The organism is Pseudomonas sp. RA_35y_Pfl2_P32 (genome assembly GCF_963970735.1).
In the GTDB taxonomy this organism is placed as follows: Bacteria; Pseudomonadota; Gammaproteobacteria; order Pseudomonadales; family Pseudomonadaceae; genus Aquipseudomonas.
The window spans coordinates 56,817-79,226 of the sequence record NZ_CAXAQF010000019.1; the positions used below are offsets into that span (position 1 = coordinate 56,817).

Here is a 22,410-nt window from a genome sequence, read left to right on the forward strand (position 1 = left end):
CCAGCGTCAGTCGAGGCGCTGGAGCACGGCGGCAGCCTGTGGATGCAGGCTGTAGCTTTTGTCGGGGTTGAGCACAATCACCCCTTCGCTGCACAGGCGCTTCAAGACTTCACGTACGCTGAGAAAAGACAGCGGGATGTCCAGTTCCAGCAGGTGGCTGTGCACCCCGCGCACGCCCAGCGGGTGGTCGTTTTCCGCTGCACTGAGCAGTGCATCGATCACTTTCAAGCGAATCAGGCTGGTGCGCAGGCCAAAGCTCTTGAGCAGTTGACGGATACGTTCGTTACCGTGGCGCTCGACCGGCTTGCCGAACACAGTGACATCCTGACCCAGGGAAACACCTTGCGGCGCGGGTTTACCATCCGTTGGCAATTGCGAGTTGTACATGCAGAAAACTCCTTTTCAGAGCCTGATCAGGAAAATGTGATTTGTGCTCTCTGTCATTAAGACGAATGAGCGAGGCAAATCATGAAGCTCTGAATGTAGAAATTTTGTCGAAAGCACGTCAGCGAAGGGTGAGACGCCGATATTTCGGGCTCATGGCCTGGCAATTATTTTCCGCCGATTCGTATCGATGGCAAGGCAAATATCGTTTTCGCCATTGCGGGTTCGGCCCCGGGGTTACTTCGGCCGGGAGTTGAGCACGGCCCTGCCGTCGGCATTGTGCGTCAGGTACACCGGCAACACCTTGGGCAGCGAGGGCACCAGGCTGTGTAACTGGCTGATGTTGTAGACCCCACCGATGCGGATCATCCCGGTGTCAGTGTCGGCCAGCAGCACCGGCTCCTGCAGGTAACGATTGATCAGCGGCAGGGCTTCGCTGAGCGTCAGGTTATCGAGCACCAAGCGGCCATCGCGCCAGGTAAGGGACGTGTCGTTGGCGTAGGTCTGATTGATCTGTGGCTGGTAGTCGCCGCCCTTGTAGCGCGCCTGCATGCCGGGACCCAGGCGAAAACCATCGCCGCGCAGGGCATCATTGCTGGTCACCAGGACCGAGCCTTCGAGCAACGTCACCCGGACCTGGTCCTGATACTTCCAGACGTTGAACTGGGTGCCGGTGACGCGAACCTGGCCGTCTGCCGCCTTGACCACGAAGGGGTGGCTGGCGTCATGGCTGACCCGAAAGAAGGCTTCGCCCTGCTTCAGGGTGACCCGGCGTTGATCCTTGTAATTGCTGTAGGTCAGCACCGTGCCCAGGTTCAGTTCAACCTGGCTGCCGTCGCTCAAGGTGACCTGGCGCAGCGTGCCTTCGGCCTCGAAACGCTCATAGGCATCCGGCAGCCAACCCAACTGCCAGCCACTGAATACGGCCAATGGCAAGGCCAGGGCACAGACCGCAGCCGCGATTGCCAGGCGCTGCCAGCCTGGGCGGACCACAGGGCTGGGTGCTACGGTCAAGTGTCCCGGGCGGGGCAGATGGTCGCTGACTTCCCAGATCTCCAGCATCGCTTCATATTCCGACGCATGCCGGGGGTTGGCATCGCGCCATTGCACAAAGGCCTGGCGTTCGGCTGCGCTGCAGTCCTGGGCGTGCAAACGCATGCACCAATGCGCTGCGGCGTCGGTGACGGCGTCGTCGTCTGCTGGAGTGAGTGGGGTTTGGCTCATGGATGCTTCCTGGTTTCGCGCATTCTAACCTTCACCGCCAGCCAGCGAGAACAGCCGTCATGGCGATTGAGCATCAATGAGTGGCTTTTTCGTCAATTTACGGGACCGGATCGAGGCGTCGGCCCATTTCACACACCAGCCGTGCCACTGAATCGGCATTACGCAGGATGGTGTCAATGCGTCGATCGGCAGAGACAGGATCAAGAAATGCCCTGCGCGCCGCAGCCATGTTGTCGGTGCCAGTGGTTGTCTTTATCAACGCGTGGAGGCTGTGGGTCGCGGGAACGTCCTCCCAGGTTTGCAATTTTCGATTCCAATAGGCGAACAGTTCAGCGACCGGCGTGTTCATGGACAGTGCCTCGCGTTGAAACTGTTCCTGCGTAGCTTTGAGCAAACGGTCTGGCGGTGAAAGGGTGGAAATCAAGTCACTGAAGGGTCTTCTGGCTTCCACCGTGGCAATGTCAAAGGTCTTGGAGAACAGATGGGAAAACTCATGGATCAGTGTGGCGGCCTGAGCGTGGGCTTCGATGTCAAAGGACTGCGTCAGTGCGCCTTCGTATCGATCCAGCTGTTGATCGAAGAAGTACTCGGTGAAGTGCACTTTTTGCTGCCGATCTTCGCTGAGGACAAAGGCGATCACCCGCTCTTCGGCGCAGGCACACGTGGTGCCGACGACAAAACGCTTGTGATCGAGCTGATCCAGGGTCGGGTCAACGAGCGCCTGGCACAGCGGCACGATGGTGGTCTTGATCTTCTTCAGGAGGGCCGTATCGACAGTCGCGACATCAAAGAACTCTTTGAAAAAAACCTCCAGCCGTGAGCTGCCCAGACCGGTTTTCAGTTGGGCCAGATTGTGCAAGCTGTTGAAGGCGTAGAAACGCGCCAGATCCAGGGCCTGCACGATCTGCCGGGCTTTGTCCGGGTAGAGTCGACGGATGGCTTCCATGCCTTGCGCCTCGATGTTGATGACTCTGCGCACTACGGCCCTGGTTTGATATTTGTTGTGCAACGTCGACAGGGCCTTGCCGTCGTGAACGCTATGGACATCCGGGTCCAGCGTCCATTGCGTGCCACTGTTGTGCACATAGGGGCCATGGTGCTCGGCATTGACGATACGCGGTGCCGCAGCGCGCTGATCGATCCGATACACCTTGCCCTGGATGGGGGCATAGTGATGCTGGGAGGCGCTGTCGAGCCAGGTGCCATCCGCCGCTGGAGTACCTGATTGGCACAGCTCCACGCTCGTGGCCTCAAAGGGTTGCAAGCGGGTGCGGGCGGGTGCGGTGACATCGACCTTGCCCTCGGCAGGGGTGTTCGGGTCAATGCGGGTTTCGCCAGGTTCAGGCAATAGTTTGCCCAGCATCACCAACTGCGCCACACCATTAATGAAGGTGTGAAGCGCGCTCCGCCAGTGATGATCCTGCAGCGCTTCGGCCGACTCCTTGAAGGAGTTGAAGCTTTGCCACAGCAGTACAGGGATCGCCAGTTTGCCTGGGAGAAATCGAATGGCGTAGCGAACGCCTGTGCCGAACACGGCTTTGAGTGTTTCCCAGTCGGCTTGCTCGTTGCGCTGCGACTGACTGTCGAGCATCTGTGACAACAGCGCGTGGTTATCGATGAACAGTCGGTGCAGCAGGTTGCCCTCGATCAGGTTGCACGCCAGATGAATGTCGGTATCGCGACTGTTCACCAGTAGATTTCTGTAGGTCGCCTTGTACGGGTCAGGTAGACGCCGGATTACCAGGTCCTGCAAGGCACCCGGCAGGTTCAGGGCGTCGACAAAGGCGGCTTCATCGGTGTACTCGGTGATTCCCAGTTGTTCGTCATACGGTGCATAGAGGATCTGCGGCCCGCGTGCGGCTTCGCCGATCAGGTACATCCCGGGGACCTTGACCACTGCAGCCCCTTCGGTCGCAATCAATTCCACGGGGCGAATGATGGCATTGGCGCCGGCTACGGTGGCGCGTGCAACGCCGTCGGGCATGTCCAGCACCTGTTGAACCAGGTTGTATCCGCGCTCGCTGAGATTACCTTGAAGTTTCAGTGCGTGGGCGTGCAGCAGCAATTGCCAGGGCACTTGCCTGAGGAAGCGCTGTTGGCGGGTGGTCATCTGTGTCGAGGCGTTGGCCAGCGTGTCTGTCAGAAGCTGTCGGTAGGCGGTCTTGATATCCAGTTGCAGCAGCAGCTTTCTGACTTCACTGAGCGTGAGGTCCGTGGGCAGCGTCTGCGCGGTGCTTGAAGTGATGCTGAAGTCGGTCTCCAGCACGACATGGGTTGGGTTCAAGGCGAAATCGGTCAGCGATTGTGCAGGGATCGCCAGGGTCGGGTGGGGGGTCACCCACAGTTGATCCGGATCCAGGGCGGTCCCCGGGAATCGTGCCTGCAACAGTGGTTGTAAGCGTTGGCGGACATAGTCGGACAATGGGCTGATGCCGTGCAGGTAGTCTTTTCCCTCGGCAATACTGTGTCGCAACTGCTCCAGCAGTTCGACATGGTGCTGCAGGTCACGGTTGGCGGCAGTCCCGAGCCAGAGCGGTAGCGCCTGGCGGGTAATGATTGCCTGGGCAAGTTGTGTGGCCCGGTCCAGGTTGAGCGCAGTCGGGGCACGCCGGTGCCGCTCAAGATCAGACTGCACCGAGGTGGCGGGCAGGTTTAATGAAAGGGTGTGCTTTCTTGCCTCCAGATACTGCTCAATGGCCGATTGCTGTCGGTCGTGAAGAACGTTTCTTTCGATCAGTCGGAACGCCCCGAGCGTGTAAGCGCGGTGCGGGCGGTACTGTGAGCAGGGCACATTTTCCAGTAGCAACAAGCGTTGCTGCGGGTCCAGGAGACGTTGTTTCAACTGATCTTTGACATGGTCGACGCCGTCGAAGCATTCCAGCCCGGCCCCGGGCGTCCAGAGGATCGCCCGACCGGAAAGGGCCGTATTCAGCCCTCCACGTTCGGTGAGCAGAAAGCAGTTGGCCAGGGGGATCAGGTCTTTTTTGTCCGCGCACTCAAGGGTCAGTGACCAGGCATCCGGGCGAAACCCGTTGAGTGTGTTGCGTTGTTCACGGGTCGGCTTGTCGGGGTTGAGTACGGTGTCGACGATGGCTTTCTCGTCTGCCTGCAGTGTTTTTTCAAGCATGCGCAGCCTTGCTTCATCGCGTATTCCCACTGACATGGCATGGGCCAACTGCGGCTTGATCGAAGCGAGAAAAGTCCCTTGTTGTTCGGCACCGGTGGAGGTGTCCGTGGCGAATTTGCGATCAAGGGAGGCTTGAGCGCTTTGAATTTTCTTGGTCGTCAGGGCGGCTTGTACCGCCAGTACGATCGACGGACGCTGGGCCCCCGAGGCGATCGATCGGGTGCCCCAACGCTGGCTGGCCGTGGCTTCGAGCAACGAGCTGTCGAGCAGACTACGCACATCCAGTGCCTGATCGAATAATGACTGGATATCAAAGGCGCCCGCAGTGTTCCGGCAGGTCTGCAGCGCGTAGGTGATGTTGTCCTTTTGTTTGGCAATGATGTCGTCGACCATGCCCTCGAACACCGCGCCGGGAATGGATTGGCCCGACACTTGAGGCTGGTCGAAACCGAGAAACACATCGCGCTCACGCAGGGTCAGCAGGCTATACAGTGCATCTTCGTGCCCCCTGGCCGTGGCCATGCTGCTTAGGGCTTGCTTGATGTCTGCGCTGTTTTTCAGCACCTGCCAGCCTGCGGGCTGGGTATACAGGCAGGCCATGGATTCATTGCTCAGCATCAGGCTGGCGGCCAGTTCCACGAAGTTCTCGCGGTGTTCCCAGAGGCGAATTTTCTGCACTTGCGCAGGGCTGCTGTCTGGGTGGTCGAGGAGCGCGGTGATTGTCTGGCTTTGTTCGGGGCTGATGATTGCGTTCTGACGCTTGAGCAACAGGTCCATGCGGGCCTTGTCACCCAGGGCCCGGGCAAAAAACTGCCGACGTGAAACCGCGGGGCTGACGTCGGTTGCCCAATAGGTTTGGAGCAGGCCTTCGAGCATTGCCGGCAAGTCGCCTGAAATCTTCTGGAGTGCCTGTTCCCACTGTTGTTGATGGACCGGGTTTTGCGTAGACGAGGCCTGTTGCGGGTTGGAAAACTGCCGGACCTGGACCGAGGGCCATGTCGGATGCAGGTACAGGCGCAGTAATGCATCACTGAGCGTCTCGGGGTCCAACTGGCTGCGCGCGGTAGAGGTCTGTGACGTTGCACCGGCCGAGGTCACAGGCGAGTAGCGGACACGGGTGGCGCTTTGATCCATCCCGGGAAAGCGTGAACGCAACTCGTTGCTGAGCAATTGGTTGAGCATTGCGGTCAAGGTCGGCAATGGGTTCAGTTGATCGAGCATGGTGGTGATGTTGTCACGATGACTTTGCTTGAGCGCCTCAGCCTGGTTGTCGAAGACCAGGCCGTCGATGACCTGGCCGGTCAGGGTGAGCGCGGCGTTTTTGCTCAAGGCCTCGCGTCGGGCGATGGGTAGAAAGCGTAATACGTCGACCCGGGCTGTCTCCTTGAGGGTATTGCTCAGCGTTTGCAGCAGTGTCTGGCGGTCAGCAAAGGTGCGCAGCCCGCCATAGGGGGTATAGAGAACGGCCTGATGGTCACCTGGCGTTGGGTGCAGCATGAAACTACCCACCAGAGGCTGGTCGTCTGTGTCGCCGACCTTGAGCATGATGTTTTCGACGGTCATCGGTGGTGTTTGTGCCACGCGTTGCGCATGGGTGGCCAGTTCAACATTGCGTAGCCAGGCCAGGTCAGCGAGGGTGAAACCCAGGGCCCGTAACCGCGGGCTGAGGACTTTGATGTCTTGCAGGGCTTCAGGGAAAAACAGCGGCAGGGGCTGGTCGGTCATGGTGCTTGTCTCGGTTGGACGCGACGACTTTGCGTCGCAGGGGAAAAGTCCAAAGGCTAAGGTGACCGAGACGGCACAGGGCGGTAGATAATTAGGCCGCTGTGGGGCGCCTGATGACGGTTGACAGCGGGCGCGTTAGGGGGTGTTTAATCAGCGCCTCAGATTCCTCCACGCTGTTGCCCCCTCCAATAAAAAATCTGGAGCTTCAGATGTCTGTGTCACACGATCAAGCTGCCTCCCATGCGGTGTCGTACCCAGCACTGGTGAATCTTCTGCAGGCGATTTTTCTGCGCCATGGCACCAGTGCCGAAGTCGCCGCGGTGCTGGCCAACAACTGTGCCGGGGCCGAACGCGATGGCGCCAATAGCCATGGGGTGTTCCGCATCCCGGGGTATGTCTCGACGCTCAATAGCGGCTGGGTCAACGGACAGGCGGTCCCGGTGGTGGAAGATGTGGCCGCGGGGTTCGTGCGGGTCGATGCGCAAAACGGCTTCGCCCAGCCGGCGCTGGCCGCCGGCCGTGCGTTACTGGTGGAGAAAGCCCGCAGTGCCGGGATCGCAGTCATGGCGATCCGCAACTCCCATCACTTCGCGGCGCTCTGGCCGGACGTCGAGCCTTTTGCCTATGAGGGCCTGGTGGCCCTCAGCGTGGTCAACAGCATGACCTGCGTGGTGCCCCATGGCGCCGACCGCCCTTTGTTTGGCACCAACCCCATCGCCTTTGCCGCGCCCCGGGCAGATGGCGAGCCCATCGTCTTTGACCTGGCCACCAGCGCCATCGCCCACGGCGATGTGCAGATCGCGGCGCGCAAGGGCGAACATTTGCCGCCGGGCATGGGGGTGGACAGCCTGGGCCAGCCGACCACCGACCCGAAAGCGATCCTGGAGGGCGGTGCGTTGTTACCGTTTGGCGGGCACAAAGGTTCGGCGCTGTCGATGATGGTCGAACTGCTGGCGGCGGCGTTGACGGGGGGGAATTTCTCGTTCGAATTTGACTGGTCCAACCACCCGGGAGCAAAAACCCCGTGGACCGGGCAGTTGCTGATTGTCATCGACCCGAGCAAGGCGGCGGGGCAGAACTTTGCCGAGCGCAGCCAGGAACTGGTACGGCAGATGCACGCTGTCGGCCTGCACCGATTGCCGGGTGACCGCCGTCATCGCGAACGGCGTAAAGCTGAGTCGGCAGGCATAGTGCTGGAGGATGAAACCTTGGCGCAGTTACGCGCCCTGGCTGAGGACTGACTGTAGGCGCCGGCTTGCCGGCGATGGTCGTCAACGATGACGAGCAGTGCCTGGATGGACGCGTTGTTCTTGAGTGCTTCGCGAGCAAGCTCGCTCCTACAAGTCCTGCGTCCACCAGACCCCAGTCACCGCATGAGCCTACACCTACAGTCGGCAGTCTCTTGCGGGGCTCAACGGCGCCCCAGCAACAATCCCACCACCAGGCCAAACCCGGCGGAGATCGCCACCGTTTGCCAAGGGTGCCCGCCGATGTAGGTTTCGGTGGCATCGACCACCGGCTGGGTGCGTTCGCGAACGCTGGTAACCGAGTCGCGAGCCTGCTGCAGTTTCAGGGCAATTTGCCCGCGCAGGGTCTCGGCTTCCTCACCGACCAGGGTGGCGCTGCTTTTGAGGAGCTTTTCCGACTCTTCGATCAGCGCGTGCAGCTCACTGAACGCCTGATCCTTGATTTGCTCTTCTTGAGCCTGGGTGGCAGTTTTTCGGGCCATCGGGTAACTCCTTGCAAGGTAAAGGGACAGTGAACAATGGAGTGTAGGCGGCGGACAAAAGTTGCAGATTTTTTCTGCGATGGCCAGTGGTCCGGGTAAATCCATCGCCGGAGATTTCCACCTACAGTGTAAGATGTCGCCTATTTTATGCAGCAGGTAACTCTCATGAGCTTCAATCTGGCCGACAAGCCCCTTGCCGAGCGCGCCGCGCTTGAAGATGAAAAGTCCCGTCTGTTCGACCTCTGGCAGAGCAACCTGGGCAAATCCAAAGGTGAAGCGGCCCGTCTGTTCGGTGAGCGCGCCAAGCGCAAAGGCAAATGGGCCGAATGGGTCCGTTCGGAGCTGGACGCCATGTCACCACCGGAATACGCCAATATGGTGCGCAGCGAAGTCAACCGCTTGATGGCGGCGAAGTAAACGCTGCGGGCACCCCAACGCAGGCTGCGCCAGCTGCTACAGGCGCAGCCATTGTTCGCGGGTGATTTCCCAGGTTTCCCGGGCATAACGGCCGCCGACAAAGTTGCCTTCGTCCACCCGGATCAGGTGCATGCCGCTGCGTTCCGAGAGTCGGCGTGACGCCAGGTTGGGCGAGGCCTTGGGCACTCGCATGAACTCGCGGCCAAGGTCCTGGAACCAGTAGCGGGTGACCTCGACCGAGGCTTCGGCCATCAGCCCCTGGCCTTGCCACGCGGTGCCCAACCAGAACCCCCGGTTATTGTCCTGTTCGTCCATCAGACTGATGTTGCCGATCAGTTGCTCGGGGGCCGACTTCAAGCGAATCGACCAATGCCACTCCTCGCCCCGGGCAATCGCCGGCAGGGCGATGTCGCGCAGGTAGCTCAAGGCACCGTCCGGTGGATACGGCCAGGGCACCAGGGCATTGAGGTAGCGCACCACGTCCCAGTGGGCGAACTGCTGCTGGATGGCCGGGGCATCGGCGAGTTCCAGCGGCGTGAGGATCAAGCGCTCGGTGTACAGCGTGGGGTATGGGGCCATATCTGAATCCACCTCCTTGGTGTGATGGGGAACGCGGCGTCAGCGGGCGCCGGTTGTCGGGCCGGCCAGGCTCAATTGGCCGCTGTCGACAAAACGCTGGGTGCCAAACAGGCCGCCGGCCAATTTGCCGCGCAGTACGTAGGGCAGGTTGTCCAGGGACTGGGTCTGGCTCAGCCCCAGTCCCTGGCGCATCACCGAGAACGCCGAAATACTCACCGGCACGCTGATCAGCGCTTCGCTATAACGCGGGATCGAGCCGTGCTGGTCACTGACGCCGGTGGCCAGTGGCTGGCCGTTGACCTCAAGGCTCAGGGCGACGCCGTTGTAGTCGATCGGGTTGTCGTTGGGGTTCTGCAGGCGGATCTTGACCGCAAATCGCACCTCCAGGCCCTGGCTTGGCAGCGGCTCGAGGCCGACCACGTTGACGTTCAACGGGTCGCGATCGGGAAACAGCGCGCAGCCACTCAGGCTGAGCAACAACAGGGCAAGGCCGGTAAAGAAGGATCGGCGCATGGGGGCTCTCATCAACAAGGGCCGAACCGCCAGCGGCTCGACCCCCAGCGGGTTAGCGCTTCAGGGATGGGACTGCTGTGGGCTTGAGCGGTTCACCTGGGTGGCTGACATCGGGGTTTTCCATGACCTGGAGGATCGAGGCTTCCGGGTCGAAGTCGTCCTCTTCCAGCTCGATGAACGCCTCGGGCAAAAAGATATTCAGCACGATAGCGCACAATGCGCCGACGGTGATCGGTGACTCGAAGATGTTGTGCAATGCCTTGGGCAACTCGCGCAGCACTTCCGGCACCGCGGCCACGCCCAGGCCCATGCCCAGGGAAATGGCCACGATCAGCATGTTGCGCCGGTGCAACCCGGCCTCGGCGAGGATCTTGATCCCGGCCACGGCCACCGTGCCGAACATCACCAGTTCCGCGCCGCCCAGCACCGGCTTGGGCATCAGTTGCAACACCGCGCCGATCATCGGGAACAACCCCAGCAACACCAGCAGGCCGGCAATGAAAAACGCTACGTAGCGGCTGGCGACGCCGGTCAACTGGATCACCCCGTTGTTCTGGGCGAAGGTCACCATCGGCATGCTGTTGAACACGGCCGCCATCGCCGAGTTGAGGCCGTCGGCCAGCAGTCCGGACTTGATCCGGCGGATGTACAGCGGGCCCTTGACCGGTTGTTGCGAGATCATCGAGTTGGCCGTCAGGTCGCCGGCCGCCTCCAAGGGCGAGACCAGGAAAATCACCGCTATCGGAATGAACGCCACCCAGTCGAAGTTGAAACCGTACTTGAACGGCACCGGCACGCTCATCAGGGGCACGGCGGTCATGTTGGCAAAGTCGACGTCGCCCATCAGCCAGGCCACCAGGTAACCCAGTGTCAGGCCGATGACGATGGCCCCCAGGCGCAGGAACGGCACGTCGACCCGGTTCAGCACCACGATAGTGCCCAGCACCAGGGCGGCCAGCAGCAAATGGTGAGCGCCACCCAGGTCAGTCGCGCCAAAGCCGCCGGCGATGTCGGTCATGGCCACCTTGATCAGCGACAGGCCCATCAGCGTGATGATGGTGCCGGTGACGACCGGGGTGATTAGCATGCGCAGCTTGCCGATGAATTGGCTCAGTACCACCTCGATGAACGCGGCAAAAAAGCACACGCCGAAAATCGTCGAGAGGATTTCATCGGTACCACCACCCCGTGCCTTGACCATGAAGCCGGCGCTGAGAATCACGCTGATGAACGAGAAGCTGGTGCCTTGCAGGCACAGCAGGCCGGAGCCGACCGGGCCGAAGCGGCGCGCCTGGACGAAGGTGCCGAGGCCGGAAACGAACAAGGCCATGCTGATCAGGTAGGGAATTTCACTCTGCAGCCCCAGGGCGCTGCCCATGATCAGCGTCGGGGTGATGATCCCGACAAAGCTCGCCAGCACGTGCTGCAGCGCGGCAAACACGGTCGCGGTGAAGTGGGGACGGTCGTACAGGCCGTAAATCAGGTCGGAACGCAGGGCAGTTTTTGCGTGGTCAGATGAGGTCACGGGGAGAATGCCAATTAGGCCAGGTCAGAAAATGGAGGCGCAGGATGCCAGAAAGGGGCACCCGCCAGAAGCGCTAACCCACTAGAGCATTGAACGTTGTGTCGCCAACGCCAGACTGGTGCTTGAACTTGGTGCTCATATCCTTTGCGGCAGGTGGAACAAAATTCAAAGCACGGCGACCTGCGAGTTGGCCTGAGAGGTAAGGGTGGGCGAGGCGGCCTACCGGCCGGTGTGTGCTAGGCATCTGGCAAACTATCGCCAAGGGCATGCGATACTCCGGGTTTTTCCGCACTGTCCCCGGGCCACCATGACCTTCGATTCACCCCTCAGCGCTTATCAATCAGCCATCCGTCAGCAGGGTTTTGTTGCCGACGCCGCGCAGGAACGTGCGGTGCTGGCGTTGCAGGCGTGTCACCAGGCCCTGCATCAAGGCCAGGCGCCGATCACTGGGGTTTATCTGTGGGGGCCGGTGGGGCGAGGCAAGACCTGGTTGATGGATCAGTTCTACCAGACCCTGCGGGTGGCGGCGCGGCGGCAACATTTTCATCATTTCATGGCTTGGGTGCATCAGCGTTCGTTTCAACTGACCGGCACCGCCGACCCGTTGCGGGCGTTGGCCCGGGAGTTGAGCCGGGAGGTGCGGGTGCTGTGTTTTGATGAGCTGTTCGTCAATGACATTGGTGACGCGCTGATCCTCGGCCGGTTGTTCCAGGTGATGTTCGATGAAGGCGTGGTGCTGGTCTGCACGTCCAACCAGCCACCCGAGCAGTTGTATGCGGATGGCTTCAACCGTGACCGTTTTGTGCCGGCGATTGCCGCGATCCAGGCGCATATGCAGGTGGTGGCGGTGGACGGCGGTGAGGATCACCGCTTGCACCCGGGGGTGAATCTGCAGCGCTATTGGGTTAGCGAGGCAGGTGAGCCCGCAGGGCTGGGTCAGGTCTTTGCCGAACTGACCGCGGGCCAGCCGGTGTCCAGTGCGCCGGTGAGCATCGGTTACCGCACGGTGGCGGTGGTCCAGGCCAGTGACAAGGTGCTCTGGTGCCGTTATGCCGACCTCTGCGAGCAACCGTTGGCCGCCATGGATTTCATGGCGCTGTGTGATCGCTTCAGCGCGATTCTGATCAGCGAAGTGCCCAATCTCAGCGCCCGGCAACGCCCCGGGCGGATCGCCCGCGGGACCGAAGATGGTAGCGTGCGTGTCGCTGCCGGTGACCGCGAGTTGCCGCAGTTGTCGGTCCACGATGACAGCGTGCGGCGTTTCATTGCCTTGGTCGATGAATGCTACGACCGCAAGGTCCCGTTGTACCTGGAGGCGCAGGTGCCGATGGATCAACTGTATACCGAGGGCTACCTGGAATTTGCCTTTCGCCGCACCTTGAGCCGTTTGAAGGAGATGCAGTTGCGGCGTTTTGCCCAAGCCTGACCCCCCCCGAGCCCGTCGCTGTTGTCCGGGCGGGCGCCACAGGGTAATGTCGATGGCCCCAGGCGAACCCCGCAGGGATGCCCGCTTATCGTTAGATCGAGGAAGGAAATGGAATCCGCAGACATCCTGGTACTCCAGGCCAGCTACAGCAACCCGACTCACGCCGAAGCCATCGGTGTGGTACTGGACCACTACGCACAAGACCCGATGGGCGGTGGCACACCCTTGCCGGCCGACGTGTTGCAGCAATTACCCGGCGAACTGGCCAAACGACCCCATGCGTTCAGTGTCCTGGCCTTCGTCAATGGCGAACCGGCCGGGCTGGTGAACTGTTTCGAGGGGTTTTCGACCTTTGCCTGTCGCCCGCTGGTCAACGTCCATGACGTTGCAGTGGTCGACAAGTTTCGCGGTCTGGGGCTGAGTCAGAAGATGTTGCTCAAGGTCGAGGAGATTGCCCGTCAGCGTGGCTGCTGCAAGATCACCCTGGAAGTGCTGGAAGGCAATGCCGTTGCCCAGGCGGCGTATGACAAGTTTGGCTTTGCCCCCGGCATGTTCGACCCGGAGCACGGGCGGATGCTGTTCTGGATCAAACCCCTGTAAACCCTCTCCCGCCCTGTAGGAACGAAGCCCGGCTCGCTCCTACAGGGCTGTGGGTTAGAGTTTGTAGTCCAGGCTCAAGGTGACGGTGCGTGGGTCACCCCAGAACACGCCGTTGTAGAAGCCAACGTTGTCGTAGTACTTCTCGTCGAACAGGTTGTCGACGTTCAACGAGGCGGTGAGGTGCTTGTCGAACTCGTAGCGCGACATCAGCTTGACCACCGAGTAGTTGTTCTGGTTGATCCGGGTTTCCTTGGTCACGATGTCGCCATCGGCATCGCGCCCGACAGGGCGGCTGGCGAATTCGTAGATGTCGCTCTGCCAGTTCACCGCGCCACCCACCGTCAACGCACTCCATTCACCCGGCAGGCGATAAGCCGTCGAGATGCGCAGCATGTTCAACGGCTGGTTGGTGTTGTTGCGCTCACCTTCACCGTTTTTTGAGTGGGTGTAGGTGTAGCCGGCTGTCATGTTCCAGCCCGGCATTACCTCACCCGATACCTCGGCCTCGAAGCCGTTGACCTTGTTGCCCTTGCCGCCGGACTTGTAGAAGTCTTCACCGGTGGTCGGGTCCGGTCGCACCGAGTCATCCAGTTCGGCGACGTTGTCCTGCTTGCTCCAGAACACCGCCGTGGCAACGTTCAGACGCTCATCGAGCAAGCTGCCCTTGAGCCCCAGTTCATAGTTCTGGCCGACGATAGGGTCCAGGTACTTGCGGCTCGAATCACGCTCGGTCTGCGGCTTGAAGATGTCGGTGTAGCTGACATAAGCCGTGTACTCGGGGGTGATGTCGTACAGCAAGCCGGCGTAGGGGGTGAACACGTCGTTTTGCGTCTGGCTGCTGTGATCGTTGCCGGTGCGCTGGTACTGGTCGTTGAAGGTGTAGGCGTTGCTGTCGGTTTTCCAGCTGCCATACCGGCTGCCCAGGACCGCATGCCACTGCTCGGCCAGGCTCAGGCGGGTGGCCAGGTAACCGGCTTTTTGCTTGGTGCTGTCGTTCGAGCCTTCGATACCGGTGTCGGTGTCGCGGAACTTGGCGATGTTGCCCATGTACTTCCAGTCGGCGATGTTGTCGTAGCCCGGCGGGGTCGGCGAAGACACCAGGTACGGGTTGGACGCGCTGCGCTCGGCTTCGCCATAGCCGACCATCAACTCGTGCTCGCGCCCGAGCAACGGGTAGGGGCCAGCGAAGTTGAAGTCATAGACTTCCATCTTCTGCTCGCCCTTCATGTGGCTGCGGTAGGCAACCATGCCGCTGCGGTCGTCGTTGGGGAAGCCGCCACCGCCGTAGTAGACCTTGCCGTCGGTGTCACTCTCCCGGTAGGTATAGGCGCCCTTCATGCGCCAGCCATTGCCCAGGTTCTGATCGAGATTGGCGAAGGCGGTCTTGTCCTTCAGGGGCCAGGAGCTCCATTGGGTCGCCATGTTGGTTGAGCGCGGCAGGTTGGCCTTGTCGCCGTTGGACTTCCAATACGGCACCGTGCCCCAGGACGTGCCCTGGACCTGCTTGTCCTGATAGTCGTAACCCACCGCCAGCACGGTGTCGTCGGTGAGGTCCGCTTCGAGGATCCCGTAGCCGACTTCCCGTTGCAGCTGGTAGTGGTCGCGGAACGATTGGCTGTCACGGTAGGCCAGCACGCTGCGGCCACGCAGGCGGCCGTCGAATGCCAGCGGGCCACCGACATCGACGTAGCTGTAGTAATCGTCATAGCTGCCGCCGCTGACGCCGGTCTTGGCTTCCCATTGGGCGGTCGGGCGCTTGCGCACCATGTTGATGGTGGCCGACGGATCGCCCGCGCCGGTGGTCAGGCCGGTGGCGCCGCGGACCACTTCGATGCGGTCGTAGATGATGGTGTCCGAGTCGGACTTCATGCGCCCGAAGGTGTTGAGCATGCCATCGATCTGGAAGTTGTTGATCGAGTAGCCGCGCGAGGAATAGCTGACCCGGTCGGAGTCGTTGTGCTGGACCACCACGCCAGTGGTCTGGCTCATGGCCTCGGACAGGGTGGTGAGCTTGAAGTCGTCCATCTGCTGACGGGTGACCACCGAGACCGACTGCGGGGTTTCCTTGATGGAGAGATTGAGCCGCGTCGCCGTGCTCATTGCACCGGTGGTGTAGGCGTCGGTGTTTTCAGTGGTGGTGCCCAGGCCCAGCGCATTGACGTTGGTGGTATCCAGCTCGAGCGCCTTGGCAGCAGGCTCCTGCTGTTTATCCGGCTCGGTGTCCGCATGGGCGGTAGGGCACAGGGCGAGACTGCACAGGCCCAGGGTCAAGGTCATGGAACGGGTAATAGGCGCGAACATCGCAGCCGACTCCTTGTCTTCGATGGAAAAATTCCGTTGGCTCAAAGACGAAGGAGGATCAGAAAATTTAGTTCAAATGCGAATAATTATTAATATATTTCTTCGGGAGGAGGGTGCGGGGGAGGCACATCGCCAGCAACACGACGGGGGCCGGGACCGGCCCCCGCAGGGGATATTTATTGTGTGACGACGGCCGCGGTAGGCGCCTTGGGTTTCATCAGGCTGAAGTCGAGCAGCGCCTTCTGCTCACTCTCGTAAGGGTTGCCGATCAACAGCGGGCGCGCCTTGAAGCGGTCGCTGACCAGGCTCTTGCTGTGGTCCAGTTCGTCGAAACTCAAGCCGGCCAGGTCAGCCCAGGTATGGATCAAGTGCGAGCTGCTGTAGGGCCGCTGCAAGTCGCCGGTGAAATCCCAGTCGTGGGTTGCCCGCCATTTCGGCGAGGCCCAGGCCATGAACGGAATGGTGTACATGGGCGCAGTGGGTTTGGCTTCGTTACGGCCCAGGGTGTTGTGGCCCGCCGAGTCGAACACGTCTTCGCCATGGTCGGAGAGGTACAGCAAGAAACCGTTCGGGTCGGTCCTGGCGTAGTCCTTGATCAAGCTGGAGACTACGAAGTCGTTGTAACGCACCGCGTTGTCGTAGCTGTTGTAGGTCGGCAGTTGATCGTCACTGACCCCGGGCGGTACGCCCTGGCGATCCTTGAAGGTGTCGTAGGTCGATGGATAGCGGTATTGGTAGCTCATGTGGGTACCCAGCAGGTGCACCACGATGAATTTGCGCGGCGCACTGTCGGCCAGGGCCTTGGTGAACGGCTCCAGTACATCGCCGTCGTACTGGCGGGCGTTCTGGTTGCGGTTGTTGTTCAGGTAGACCTGCTCATCCGCCTGCTCGGAGAACGTGGTGAGCATGGTGTTGCGCTTGGTCATGGTCTGCTGGTTGGTGATCCAGTAGGTCTTGTAGCCGGCCTGTTTCATCACGCTGACCAGCGATGGCGTCTTGAGGTACAGGTCCGGGTTTTCTTCGTCGGCGAAGGTCAGTACTTGTTGCAGCGCCTCGATGGTGTAGGGGCGCGGGGTGATGACGTTGTCGAATACCGCCAGTTGATCCTTGAGCTTGTCCAGTTCCGGGGTGGTTTGCCGCGGGTAGCCGTACAGGCTCATGCGCTGGCGGTTGGTCGACTCACCGATCACCAGGACCAGGGTCGCGGGCTGGCCGGCCAGCGAGTCCTTGAAGTTGTGCAGCGGTGGGACCTGGCTGGCGTTGTCGAGCATGCCCTGCATGCTGGCCAGGGTTTCGCCGTAGCGGCGATAGGCAACCAGCATCTGCCAGGGCACTGCCGGTTCGATTCGGGTTTCGAATTTTTCGTAGCCGGCGGCCAGGCTGCCGGTGCGCGCAGTCTGTTTGACCAGTGGGTAGCCGATGACCGCGACCAGGATTGCGGTGGCTGCCAGCACGGCCTTGCCGCGCGGCAGGTAGACCGGACGCAGGCGGGTCCAGAGGAACAGGGCCACGGCGGTGTGGGCGAGGAACGCGGCCACCATCCACCAGGCAAAGTACTGCGTCATGTACTCGCCGGCTTCCGAGACGTTCGACTCGAACATGATGAAGATGACGCTTTGCGAGAATTCCTGCTGATAGATGAAGAAGTAGCCCAGGCTGGCCATCGAACAGGCCCAGAGCACGACACCGATCACCGCCGCGAGCAGGCGGGTGCGGGCTGGAAACAGCAGCATGGGCGCGAGCCAGATGGCGCTCATGACGAAGGCCTGACGGAAACCGGTGAACCCCGAGGTGCCGGTCAACAGGATCAGTAGTTGGGTGATGCCGGAAAAATACCAGAAGAACAGGAACAGCCAGCCCAAGCCTGCCCAATCAAACCCTTTTGCTGGCGTACTGCTGCGTTTAAACATTGCCATTCAGCGCTCCAGCCGATTAATCACTGCTGATACTGGCGCAAGTCCAGGCATCAGCGGTTCACGCGCGCGCGAGCGGCGTACTTAAACGGCGAAGTATCCTTAGGCTAATGTGAAAAAATTGTTAGTTTTCGTCGGCGGGGCGCAAGGCGGTTCAGCGCGTCAGTGAAGGCTCGGGCAATTGCGCCTGGGCCAACTGCAAGCGCAACTGGGCAACCTGTTCGAGCAACTGCTCGCGGTCGGCCTTGAGTTGGCGCAGTTCGTCACGTCGAACGGTAACGTACAGGGTTTGTGCAGGCAGTGCGTTTGCTACTGTGCCCATTGCTCACCTCGCAAATGGTGTCTGACAACGGTGGTCCGGTGCGGGAAAACGCGCGCGGAGCCACTTTCGACGGCGATTCTGGTTTCTTTTGCCTTCGAATGGAACTTTTTTATTTTGCGCTGTCCCTGTGTCTTCGCCATCGTTTGGGACGTTATCCCTATAGTTCAGGCAAAATGCCCGGAAACTATGTAACAGCGCACTGGACTAAGCTTGACCGGGCCCGGGGCGCTATCGACTTTTGGCACACCATTTTTTCGCAGTAAGGAGCATCAGCACATGCAATTAGGGATCATTGGACTGGGCCGCATGGGCGGCAACATTGCACGGCGCCTGATGCTCAACGGGCATAGCACTGTGGTCTATGACCGCAACACCGCGTTCGTTGACACCCTGGCTCAAGAAGGCGCGACCGGCGTTGCCGACCTGCCGGCACTGGTGGCCGGCCTGGCCAAGCCGCGTGCAGTGTGGGTCATGCTGCCGGCTGGCGCACCGACCGAAGACACCATCGACACCCTCAGTGAATTGCTCGAAGCCGGTGACGTGATCATCGACGGCGGCAACACCTTCTATAAGGACGATATCCGTCGTGCCAAGAGCCTGGCGCAAAAAGGCCTGAAGTACATCGACGTCGGCACCTCCGGCGGCGTGTGGGGCCTGGAGCGTGGCTACTGCATGATGATCGGCGGCGACACCGAGGAAGTAAAACGCCTGGACCCGTTGTTCGAGGCCCTGGCCCCGGGCATGGGCGATATCCCGCGGACCAAGGACCGGGTGTCGGACGATGACCGTGCCGAGCGCGGTTACATCCACGCCGGCCCTGCCGGTTCCGGGCACTTCGTGAAGATGATTCACAACGGTATCGAATACGGGATGATGCAGGCGTTTGCCGAAGGCTTCGACATCCTCAAGACCAAATCCTCGGAAATCCTGCCGGAAGACCAGCGGTTTGACCTGAACGTCGCCGATATCGCAGAGGTCTGGCGTCGTGGCAGCGTCGTCTCGTCGTGGCTGCTGGACCTGACCGCCGATGCGCTGGCCAGCGATCCGAAGCTTGAGGGTTACTCCGGTTCCGTGGCCGACAGCGGTGAAGGCCGCTGGACCATCGAGGCGGCCATGGAGCAGGCGGTACCGGTACCGGTGTTGTCGAGCTCGCTGTTCTCCCGTTATCGCTCGCGCCAGCAGGGTGTGTACGGTGACAAGATCCTGTCGGCCCAGCGCTTCGGTTTCGGTGGCCACGTCGAGACCCCGAAAAAATGACCTCGATCCGCAAGAAGTCCAAGGCACAACCCGCACCGCCGACCACGCTGTTTCTGTTCGGTGCCCATGGCGATCTGGTCAAGCGCTTGCTGATGCCGGCGCTGTACAACCTCAGTCGCGACGGGTTGTTGGGGGACGGCTTGCGGATCATCGGGGTGGATCACAATGCCATCAGCGATGTCGACTTCGCGAAAAAACTCGAAGACTTCATCCGCAACGAGGCGGCGAGCAAGGTCGGCAACGGCCATGACTCCCTGGACCCGGCGCTCTGGGCCAAGCTGGCCAAGGGCATCAGCTACGTCCAGGGTGACTTTCTCGACGCCGGCACCTACCAGGCGCTGGCGACGAAAATCGCCGAGAGCGGCACAGGCAATGCGGTGTTCTACCTGGCCACCGCGCCGCGTTTCTTCAGCGAAGTGGTGCGCCAACTCGGTTCGGCCGGGCTGCTGGAGGAGAGCCAAGAGGCCTTCCGCCGGGTGGTGATCGAAAAGCCCTTCGGTTCCGACCTGCACACCGCCGAATCCTTGAATGCGTGCCTGCTCAAGGTGATGACGGAAAAGCAGATCTACCGGATCGACCATTACCTGGGCAAGGAAACCGTGCAGAACATTCTGGTCAGCCGGTTCTCCAATAGCCTGTTCGAAGCGTTCTGGAACAATCATTACATCGACCACGTACAGATCACCGCCGCGGAAACCGTCGGTGTTGAGACCCGTGGCAGTTTTTACGAGCACACTGGCGCCTTGCGCGACATGGTGCCCAATCACCTGTTCCAACTGCTGGCCATGGTTGCCATGGAGCCGCCGGCGGCGTTTGGCGCCGATGCGGTGCGTGGCGAAAAGGCCAAGGTGGTGGGGGCGATTCGTCCCTGGTCCACGGCTGAGGCGCGTGCCAACTCGGTACGTGGCCAGTACAGCGCGGGAGACAGCGGCGGCCAGCCGGTGGCCGGTTATCGCGAGGAGCCCAAGGTGGCGCCCGACAGCAACACGGAAACCTTCGTGGCGCTCAAAGTGATGATCGACAACTGGCGATGGGTCGGCGTGCCGTTCTACCTGCGTACCGGCAAGCGCATGAGTGTGCGCGATACCGAAATTGCCATTTGCTTCAAGCCTGCGCCCTATGCGCAGTTTCGCGATACGGAAGTCGATGAGCTACAACCGACTTACCTGAGAATTCAGATCCAGCCCAATGAAGGCATGTGGTTCGACTTGCTGGCCAAGCGTCCGGGCCCGGCGCTGGACATGGCCAACATCGAACTGGGGTTTGCCTACAAGGATTTCTTCGAAATGCAGCCCTCCACGGGCTACGAAACCTTGATCTATGACTGCCTGACCGGCGACCAGACCTTGTTCCAGCGCGCCGACAACATCGAGAACGGCTGGCGCGCGGTGCAACCCTTCCTCGATGCCTGGCAAGAAGATGCCAGCGTCCAGGCCTATGCCGCCGGTACCGACGGCCCGAGCGCCGCCGACGAACTGCTGGCACGCGACGGGCGGGTGTGGCACAGCCTGGGCTAACCTGTTGATGGCGGGCACCCGGAATCAGCCTCGATAGCGCACCAGCACGGCCCGATAGTGCCCGTCCAGCGAGTAGCCGCCGACCACGATACCTTCATCCGCCTGCACCACCAGTGAGGTCGCGGTGTCCAGGCTGCGTCCCAGGCGGGTGCGGACCCAGCCGTTGCCTTCACCGAAGTCGACATCCGGCCGACCATCGGCCAGGTGGCGGGCAATCAGGAAATCCGCCTCGACGCCGCCAATGGTGGCGCCCACGCTGAGCGCCCGGCCATCCGCACAGGTGGCTGCCGCCGTCCATTGGCTGGGGGTTTGGGCGATCTGCGTGAGACGGGCCTGGCCCCCGTTGTACCGGGTGTCGGGATGGCCATCGTGGCGTACGTTCAGGGACAGGCAGTGCATCGGGTCGCGGCTGCTGCCAAAGCACAGCAGATGGCCGTCCGGGTGTTCCACCACCCGGCTGAGCTGGGCACTGCGTCCCTGGGCAGAGAAACTCAGGAAGCCGTGTTCGGCAAAACTGCTATCGAGGTGGCCATCCTTATCAATACGTGCCAGCAAACCTTCCTGGGGCAGGTCGATGGAGCCGGCGACCACAATGGAGCCGTCCTGCTGCACCAGGATGCTGGACAGCCAGGTGTTGAGCAGCAAATGGCGGACCATGACAAAACCTCGTCCATTGAACGAGGTGTCCAGTCTGCCGTTCGGCTCCAGGCGGATCAGGATGCCGACGTGATCGGCAAACTCGTAATGGTGATTGGCCAATAGCAGGATCCGCCCGTCGGCCTGTACCTGAACGTCGCAGGCTTCGGCACCGGGTACGCCGGGAGGTAGCCAGGCGTCACGCAAGCCCAGGGACAGGTTGCCCGGCAGGCGCACAACCTGCACGCCGTGGTCGCCGAACGCAAGGTCAGGGCGACCCTGTTGGTCGAACAGGGCGAGGGTGGGGAGGGAGCGGTGGGGGCTTTCATACACCAGGCCGGACAGCAGGATGCGTCCGTCGGCCAGGGCATGCACCTTGCCGCCGGTGGACTCCCGGCCTGGCTCGAATTGTCCGACCAGGCTGCCATGGGTACCGAAGCTCAAGTCCGGCGAGCCGTCCGGGTGCAGGCGGGCCAGGCCGAAGTGGCAGCCGTGGTCCAGGCCAACCTTGGCCGCGACCAGCAATCGCCCCTGGGCATCGACGGTAACGTCATTGGCCAGGCTCCACAGGCTCCCGGTGAAATCGACCCAGGCTTTTCCTTGCGAGTCGACCTGATCCAGAGCTGAAGAGGTGGATGTGATCAAGAAGCCATTCAAGCGCTGATTCAAATAATGCACAACTGTCAGAAATTACAGGCGTAGGGGCGTAATGTGCCAGAACAGTGTCTTTGCGAACCGAAGTTAGGATTAACGATGAAAATCGACCGTTGATCGTCAATTAGCCGAAGTTTTCCGGGCCAACTAACACGGGCTCGACCGAGAGGACGGCAGGGGCAGGAAGTTGTTTCGATAAACCGGCGGGTCACCCCAGAGTGACCCGCACATTGTTTTATTGCGGCATGGTCCAGGATTGCAACTGGTAACCTTCTTCGCTCAGTTCGGCACGGGCCTGCTTGAGCAGGGTCTCGAGCTGCACCGGGTCGGTGTAGATGCTGCACGGCACTTGCTTGCGTTCGATCGGGGTGCTGGTACGGTCGATCACGGTCAGCGTCAGTTCGCCGGTGCCATCCTGTGGAGCCCAGGCCACGCATTGGTAAGGTGTAAATGCGTGGTCGGCAATCAAAAGAGCTTCGTTGAGACGGAGCGGGGCGTTCATGGGGTCTTCTCTCGTAGTGCCCAATCAAGTGATGTGCCGTCGGTTGGGCTTACCGTTCG

At 61.1% G+C, this 22,410-nt stretch carries 18 protein-coding genes; 6 read left to right on the forward strand and 12 right to left on the reverse strand.

The features are described 5' to 3' along the window. Positions 1 to 6 precede the first annotated feature (6 nt). From AACY45_RS19520 to AACY45_RS19530, 3 genes are all read right to left on the reverse strand, one after another. Positions 7 to 387 (reverse strand): fe2+ zn2+ uptake regulation protein, encoded by a 381-nt coding sequence (locus AACY45_RS19520; protein ID WP_339546973.1) that lies wholly within the window; start codon positions 385 to 387, stop codon positions 7 to 9. Positions 388 to 621: 234 nt separating this feature from the next. Then, entirely contained in the window at positions 622 to 1,608 is a 987-nt protein-coding gene (locus AACY45_RS19525) for a FecR family protein (protein ID WP_339546974.1), read from the reverse strand. A gap of 97 nt (positions 1,609 to 1,705) precedes the next feature. Further along, positions 1,706 to 6,460, reverse strand: a complete 4,755-nt coding sequence (locus tag AACY45_RS19530; protein WP_339546975.1) for a dermonecrotic toxin domain-containing protein — start codon at positions 6,458 to 6,460, stop codon at positions 1,706 to 1,708. A 209-nt stretch (positions 6,461 to 6,669) separates the two neighbouring features. Here AACY45_RS19530 and AACY45_RS19535 point away from each other — a divergent pair, with 209 nt between their 5' ends. Then, the gene (locus tag AACY45_RS19535) at positions 6,670 to 7,701 is read left to right on the forward strand and encodes an Ldh family oxidoreductase (protein WP_339546976.1); all 1,032 of its coding nucleotides are present in this window, start codon (positions 6,670 to 6,672) and stop codon (positions 7,699 to 7,701) included. A gap of 170 nt (positions 7,702 to 7,871) precedes the next feature. On the opposite strand, the gene AACY45_RS19540 is transcribed toward AACY45_RS19535, so the two are convergent. Then, a complete protein-coding gene (locus AACY45_RS19540; RefSeq protein WP_339546977.1) occupies positions 7,872 to 8,189 on the reverse strand; it encodes a DUF883 family protein in 318 nt (105 codons plus the stop codon). Between the two features lie 165 nt (positions 8,190 to 8,354). On the opposite strand from AACY45_RS19540, the gene AACY45_RS19545 reads away from it, so the two are divergent. Then, positions 8,355 to 8,606, forward strand: coding sequence for a hypothetical protein (locus tag AACY45_RS19545; RefSeq protein ID WP_339546978.1), 252 nt, complete (start codon positions 8,355 to 8,357; stop codon positions 8,604 to 8,606). A gap of 36 nt (positions 8,607 to 8,642) precedes the next feature. On the opposite strand, the gene AACY45_RS19550 is transcribed toward AACY45_RS19545, so the two are convergent. The 3 genes from AACY45_RS19550 to AACY45_RS19560 are packed head-to-tail and all read right to left on the reverse strand — an operon-like array spanning position 8,643 to position 11,223. Continuing rightward, positions 8,643 to 9,185 carry a GNAT family N-acetyltransferase gene (locus tag AACY45_RS19550; RefSeq protein ID WP_339546979.1) on the reverse strand — a complete coding sequence of 181 codons (543 nt, stop codon included), beginning with the start codon at positions 9,183 to 9,185 and terminating at the stop codon, positions 8,643 to 8,645. 39 nt (positions 9,186 to 9,224) lie between these two features. Then, positions 9,225 to 9,698, reverse strand: a complete 474-nt coding sequence (locus tag AACY45_RS19555; protein WP_339546980.1) for an LEA type 2 family protein — start codon at positions 9,696 to 9,698, stop codon at positions 9,225 to 9,227. Positions 9,699 to 9,750: 52 nt separating this feature from the next. Then, positions 9,751 to 11,223, reverse strand: coding sequence for a nucleobase:cation symporter-2 family protein (locus AACY45_RS19560; RefSeq protein ID WP_339546981.1), 1,473 nt, complete (start codon positions 11,221 to 11,223; stop codon positions 9,751 to 9,753). Positions 11,224 to 11,530: 307 nt separating this feature from the next. Between AACY45_RS19560 and zapE the strand changes: the two genes are divergently transcribed. After that, positions 11,531 to 12,649 (forward strand): cell division protein ZapE, encoded by a 1,119-nt coding sequence (zapE, locus tag AACY45_RS19565; RefSeq protein WP_339546982.1) that lies wholly within the window; start codon positions 11,531 to 11,533, stop codon positions 12,647 to 12,649. A gap of 108 nt (positions 12,650 to 12,757) precedes the next feature. Next, entirely contained in the window at positions 12,758 to 13,249 is a 492-nt protein-coding gene (locus AACY45_RS19570; protein WP_339546983.1) for a GNAT family N-acetyltransferase, read from the forward strand. 54 nt (positions 13,250 to 13,303) lie between these two features. Here the strand turns inward: AACY45_RS19570 and AACY45_RS19575 are convergent, their stop codons facing one another. The 3 genes from AACY45_RS19575 to AACY45_RS19585 form a co-directional block, all read right to left on the reverse strand. Then, entirely contained in the window at positions 13,304 to 15,550 is a 2,247-nt protein-coding gene (locus AACY45_RS19575; protein WP_339546984.1) for a TonB-dependent siderophore receptor, read from the reverse strand. A 176-nt stretch (positions 15,551 to 15,726) separates the two neighbouring features. After that, positions 15,727 to 17,466, reverse strand: a complete 1,740-nt coding sequence (locus AACY45_RS19580; protein WP_339546985.1) for a phosphoethanolamine transferase CptA — start codon at positions 17,464 to 17,466, stop codon at positions 15,727 to 15,729. Between the two features lie 151 nt (positions 17,467 to 17,617). Continuing rightward, positions 17,618 to 17,785 carry a DUF6026 family protein gene (locus tag AACY45_RS19585; RefSeq protein WP_339546986.1) on the reverse strand — a complete coding sequence of 56 codons (168 nt, stop codon included), beginning with the start codon at positions 17,783 to 17,785 and terminating at the stop codon, positions 17,618 to 17,620. A 210-nt stretch (positions 17,786 to 17,995) separates the two neighbouring features. Here AACY45_RS19585 and gnd point away from each other — a divergent pair, with 210 nt between their 5' ends. Together gnd and zwf are read left to right on the forward strand one after the other, a co-directional pair. After that, positions 17,996 to 19,042, forward strand: coding sequence for a phosphogluconate dehydrogenase (NAD(+)-dependent, decarboxylating) (gnd, locus tag AACY45_RS19590; protein ID WP_339546987.1), 1,047 nt, complete (start codon positions 17,996 to 17,998; stop codon positions 19,040 to 19,042). Further along, complete coding sequence (gene zwf / locus AACY45_RS19595) at positions 19,039 to 20,559, forward strand: glucose-6-phosphate dehydrogenase (protein ID WP_339546988.1); 1,521 nt, start codon at positions 19,039 to 19,041, stop codon at positions 20,557 to 20,559. Before gnd ends, zwf begins: the two co-directional genes overlap by 4 nt. Positions 20,560 to 20,583: 24 nt before the next feature. Here zwf and AACY45_RS19600 read toward each other — a convergent pair whose 3' ends face one another. Further along, a complete protein-coding gene (locus AACY45_RS19600; RefSeq protein WP_339546989.1) occupies positions 20,584 to 21,840 on the reverse strand; it encodes a hypothetical protein in 1,257 nt (418 codons plus the stop codon). A 244-nt stretch (positions 21,841 to 22,084) separates the two neighbouring features. Continuing rightward, positions 22,085 to 22,351 carry a hypothetical protein gene (locus tag AACY45_RS19605; protein ID WP_339546991.1) on the reverse strand — a complete coding sequence of 89 codons (267 nt, stop codon included), beginning with the start codon at positions 22,349 to 22,351 and terminating at the stop codon, positions 22,085 to 22,087. Positions 22,352 to 22,410: the final 59 nt, after the last annotated feature.

Coding starts and splice junctions, on each gene's coding strand:
- AACY45_RS19520 (WP_339546973.1), bottom strand. CDS start 387: ATGTACAACTCGCAATTGCCAACGGATGGTAAACCCGCGCCGCAAGGT.
- AACY45_RS19525 (WP_339546974.1), bottom strand. CDS start 1,608: ATGAGCCAAACCCCACTCACTCCAGCAGACGACGACGCCGTCACCGAC.
- AACY45_RS19530 (WP_339546975.1), bottom strand. CDS start 6,460: ATGACCGACCAGCCCCTGCCGCTGTTTTTCCCTGAAGCCCTGCAAGAC.
- AACY45_RS19535 (WP_339546976.1), top strand. CDS start 6,670: ATGTCTGTGTCACACGATCAAGCTGCCTCCCATGCGGTGTCGTACCCA.
- AACY45_RS19540 (WP_339546977.1), bottom strand. CDS start 8,189: ATGGCCCGAAAAACTGCCACCCAGGCTCAAGAAGAGCAAATCAAGGAT.
- AACY45_RS19545 (WP_339546978.1), top strand. CDS start 8,355: ATGAGCTTCAATCTGGCCGACAAGCCCCTTGCCGAGCGCGCCGCGCTT.
- AACY45_RS19550 (WP_339546979.1), bottom strand. CDS start 9,185: ATGGCCCCATACCCCACGCTGTACACCGAGCGCTTGATCCTCACGCCG.
- AACY45_RS19555 (WP_339546980.1), bottom strand. CDS start 9,698: ATGCGCCGATCCTTCTTTACCGGCCTTGCCCTGTTGTTGCTCAGCCTG.
- zapE (WP_339546982.1), top strand. CDS start 11,531: ATGACCTTCGATTCACCCCTCAGCGCTTATCAATCAGCCATCCGTCAG.
- AACY45_RS19570 (WP_339546983.1), top strand. CDS start 12,758: ATGGAATCCGCAGACATCCTGGTACTCCAGGCCAGCTACAGCAACCCG.
- AACY45_RS19575 (WP_339546984.1), bottom strand. CDS start 15,550: ATGTTCGCGCCTATTACCCGTTCCATGACCTTGACCCTGGGCCTGTGC.
- AACY45_RS19580 (WP_339546985.1), bottom strand. CDS start 17,466: ATGGCAATGTTTAAACGCAGCAGTACGCCAGCAAAAGGGTTTGATTGG.
- AACY45_RS19585 (WP_339546986.1), bottom strand. CDS start 17,785: ATGGGCACAGTAGCAAACGCACTGCCTGCACAAACCCTGTACGTTACC.
- zwf (WP_339546988.1), top strand. CDS start 19,039: ATGACCTCGATCCGCAAGAAGTCCAAGGCACAACCCGCACCGCCGACC.
- AACY45_RS19605 (WP_339546991.1), bottom strand. CDS start 22,351: ATGAACGCCCCGCTCCGTCTCAACGAAGCTCTTTTGATTGCCGACCAC.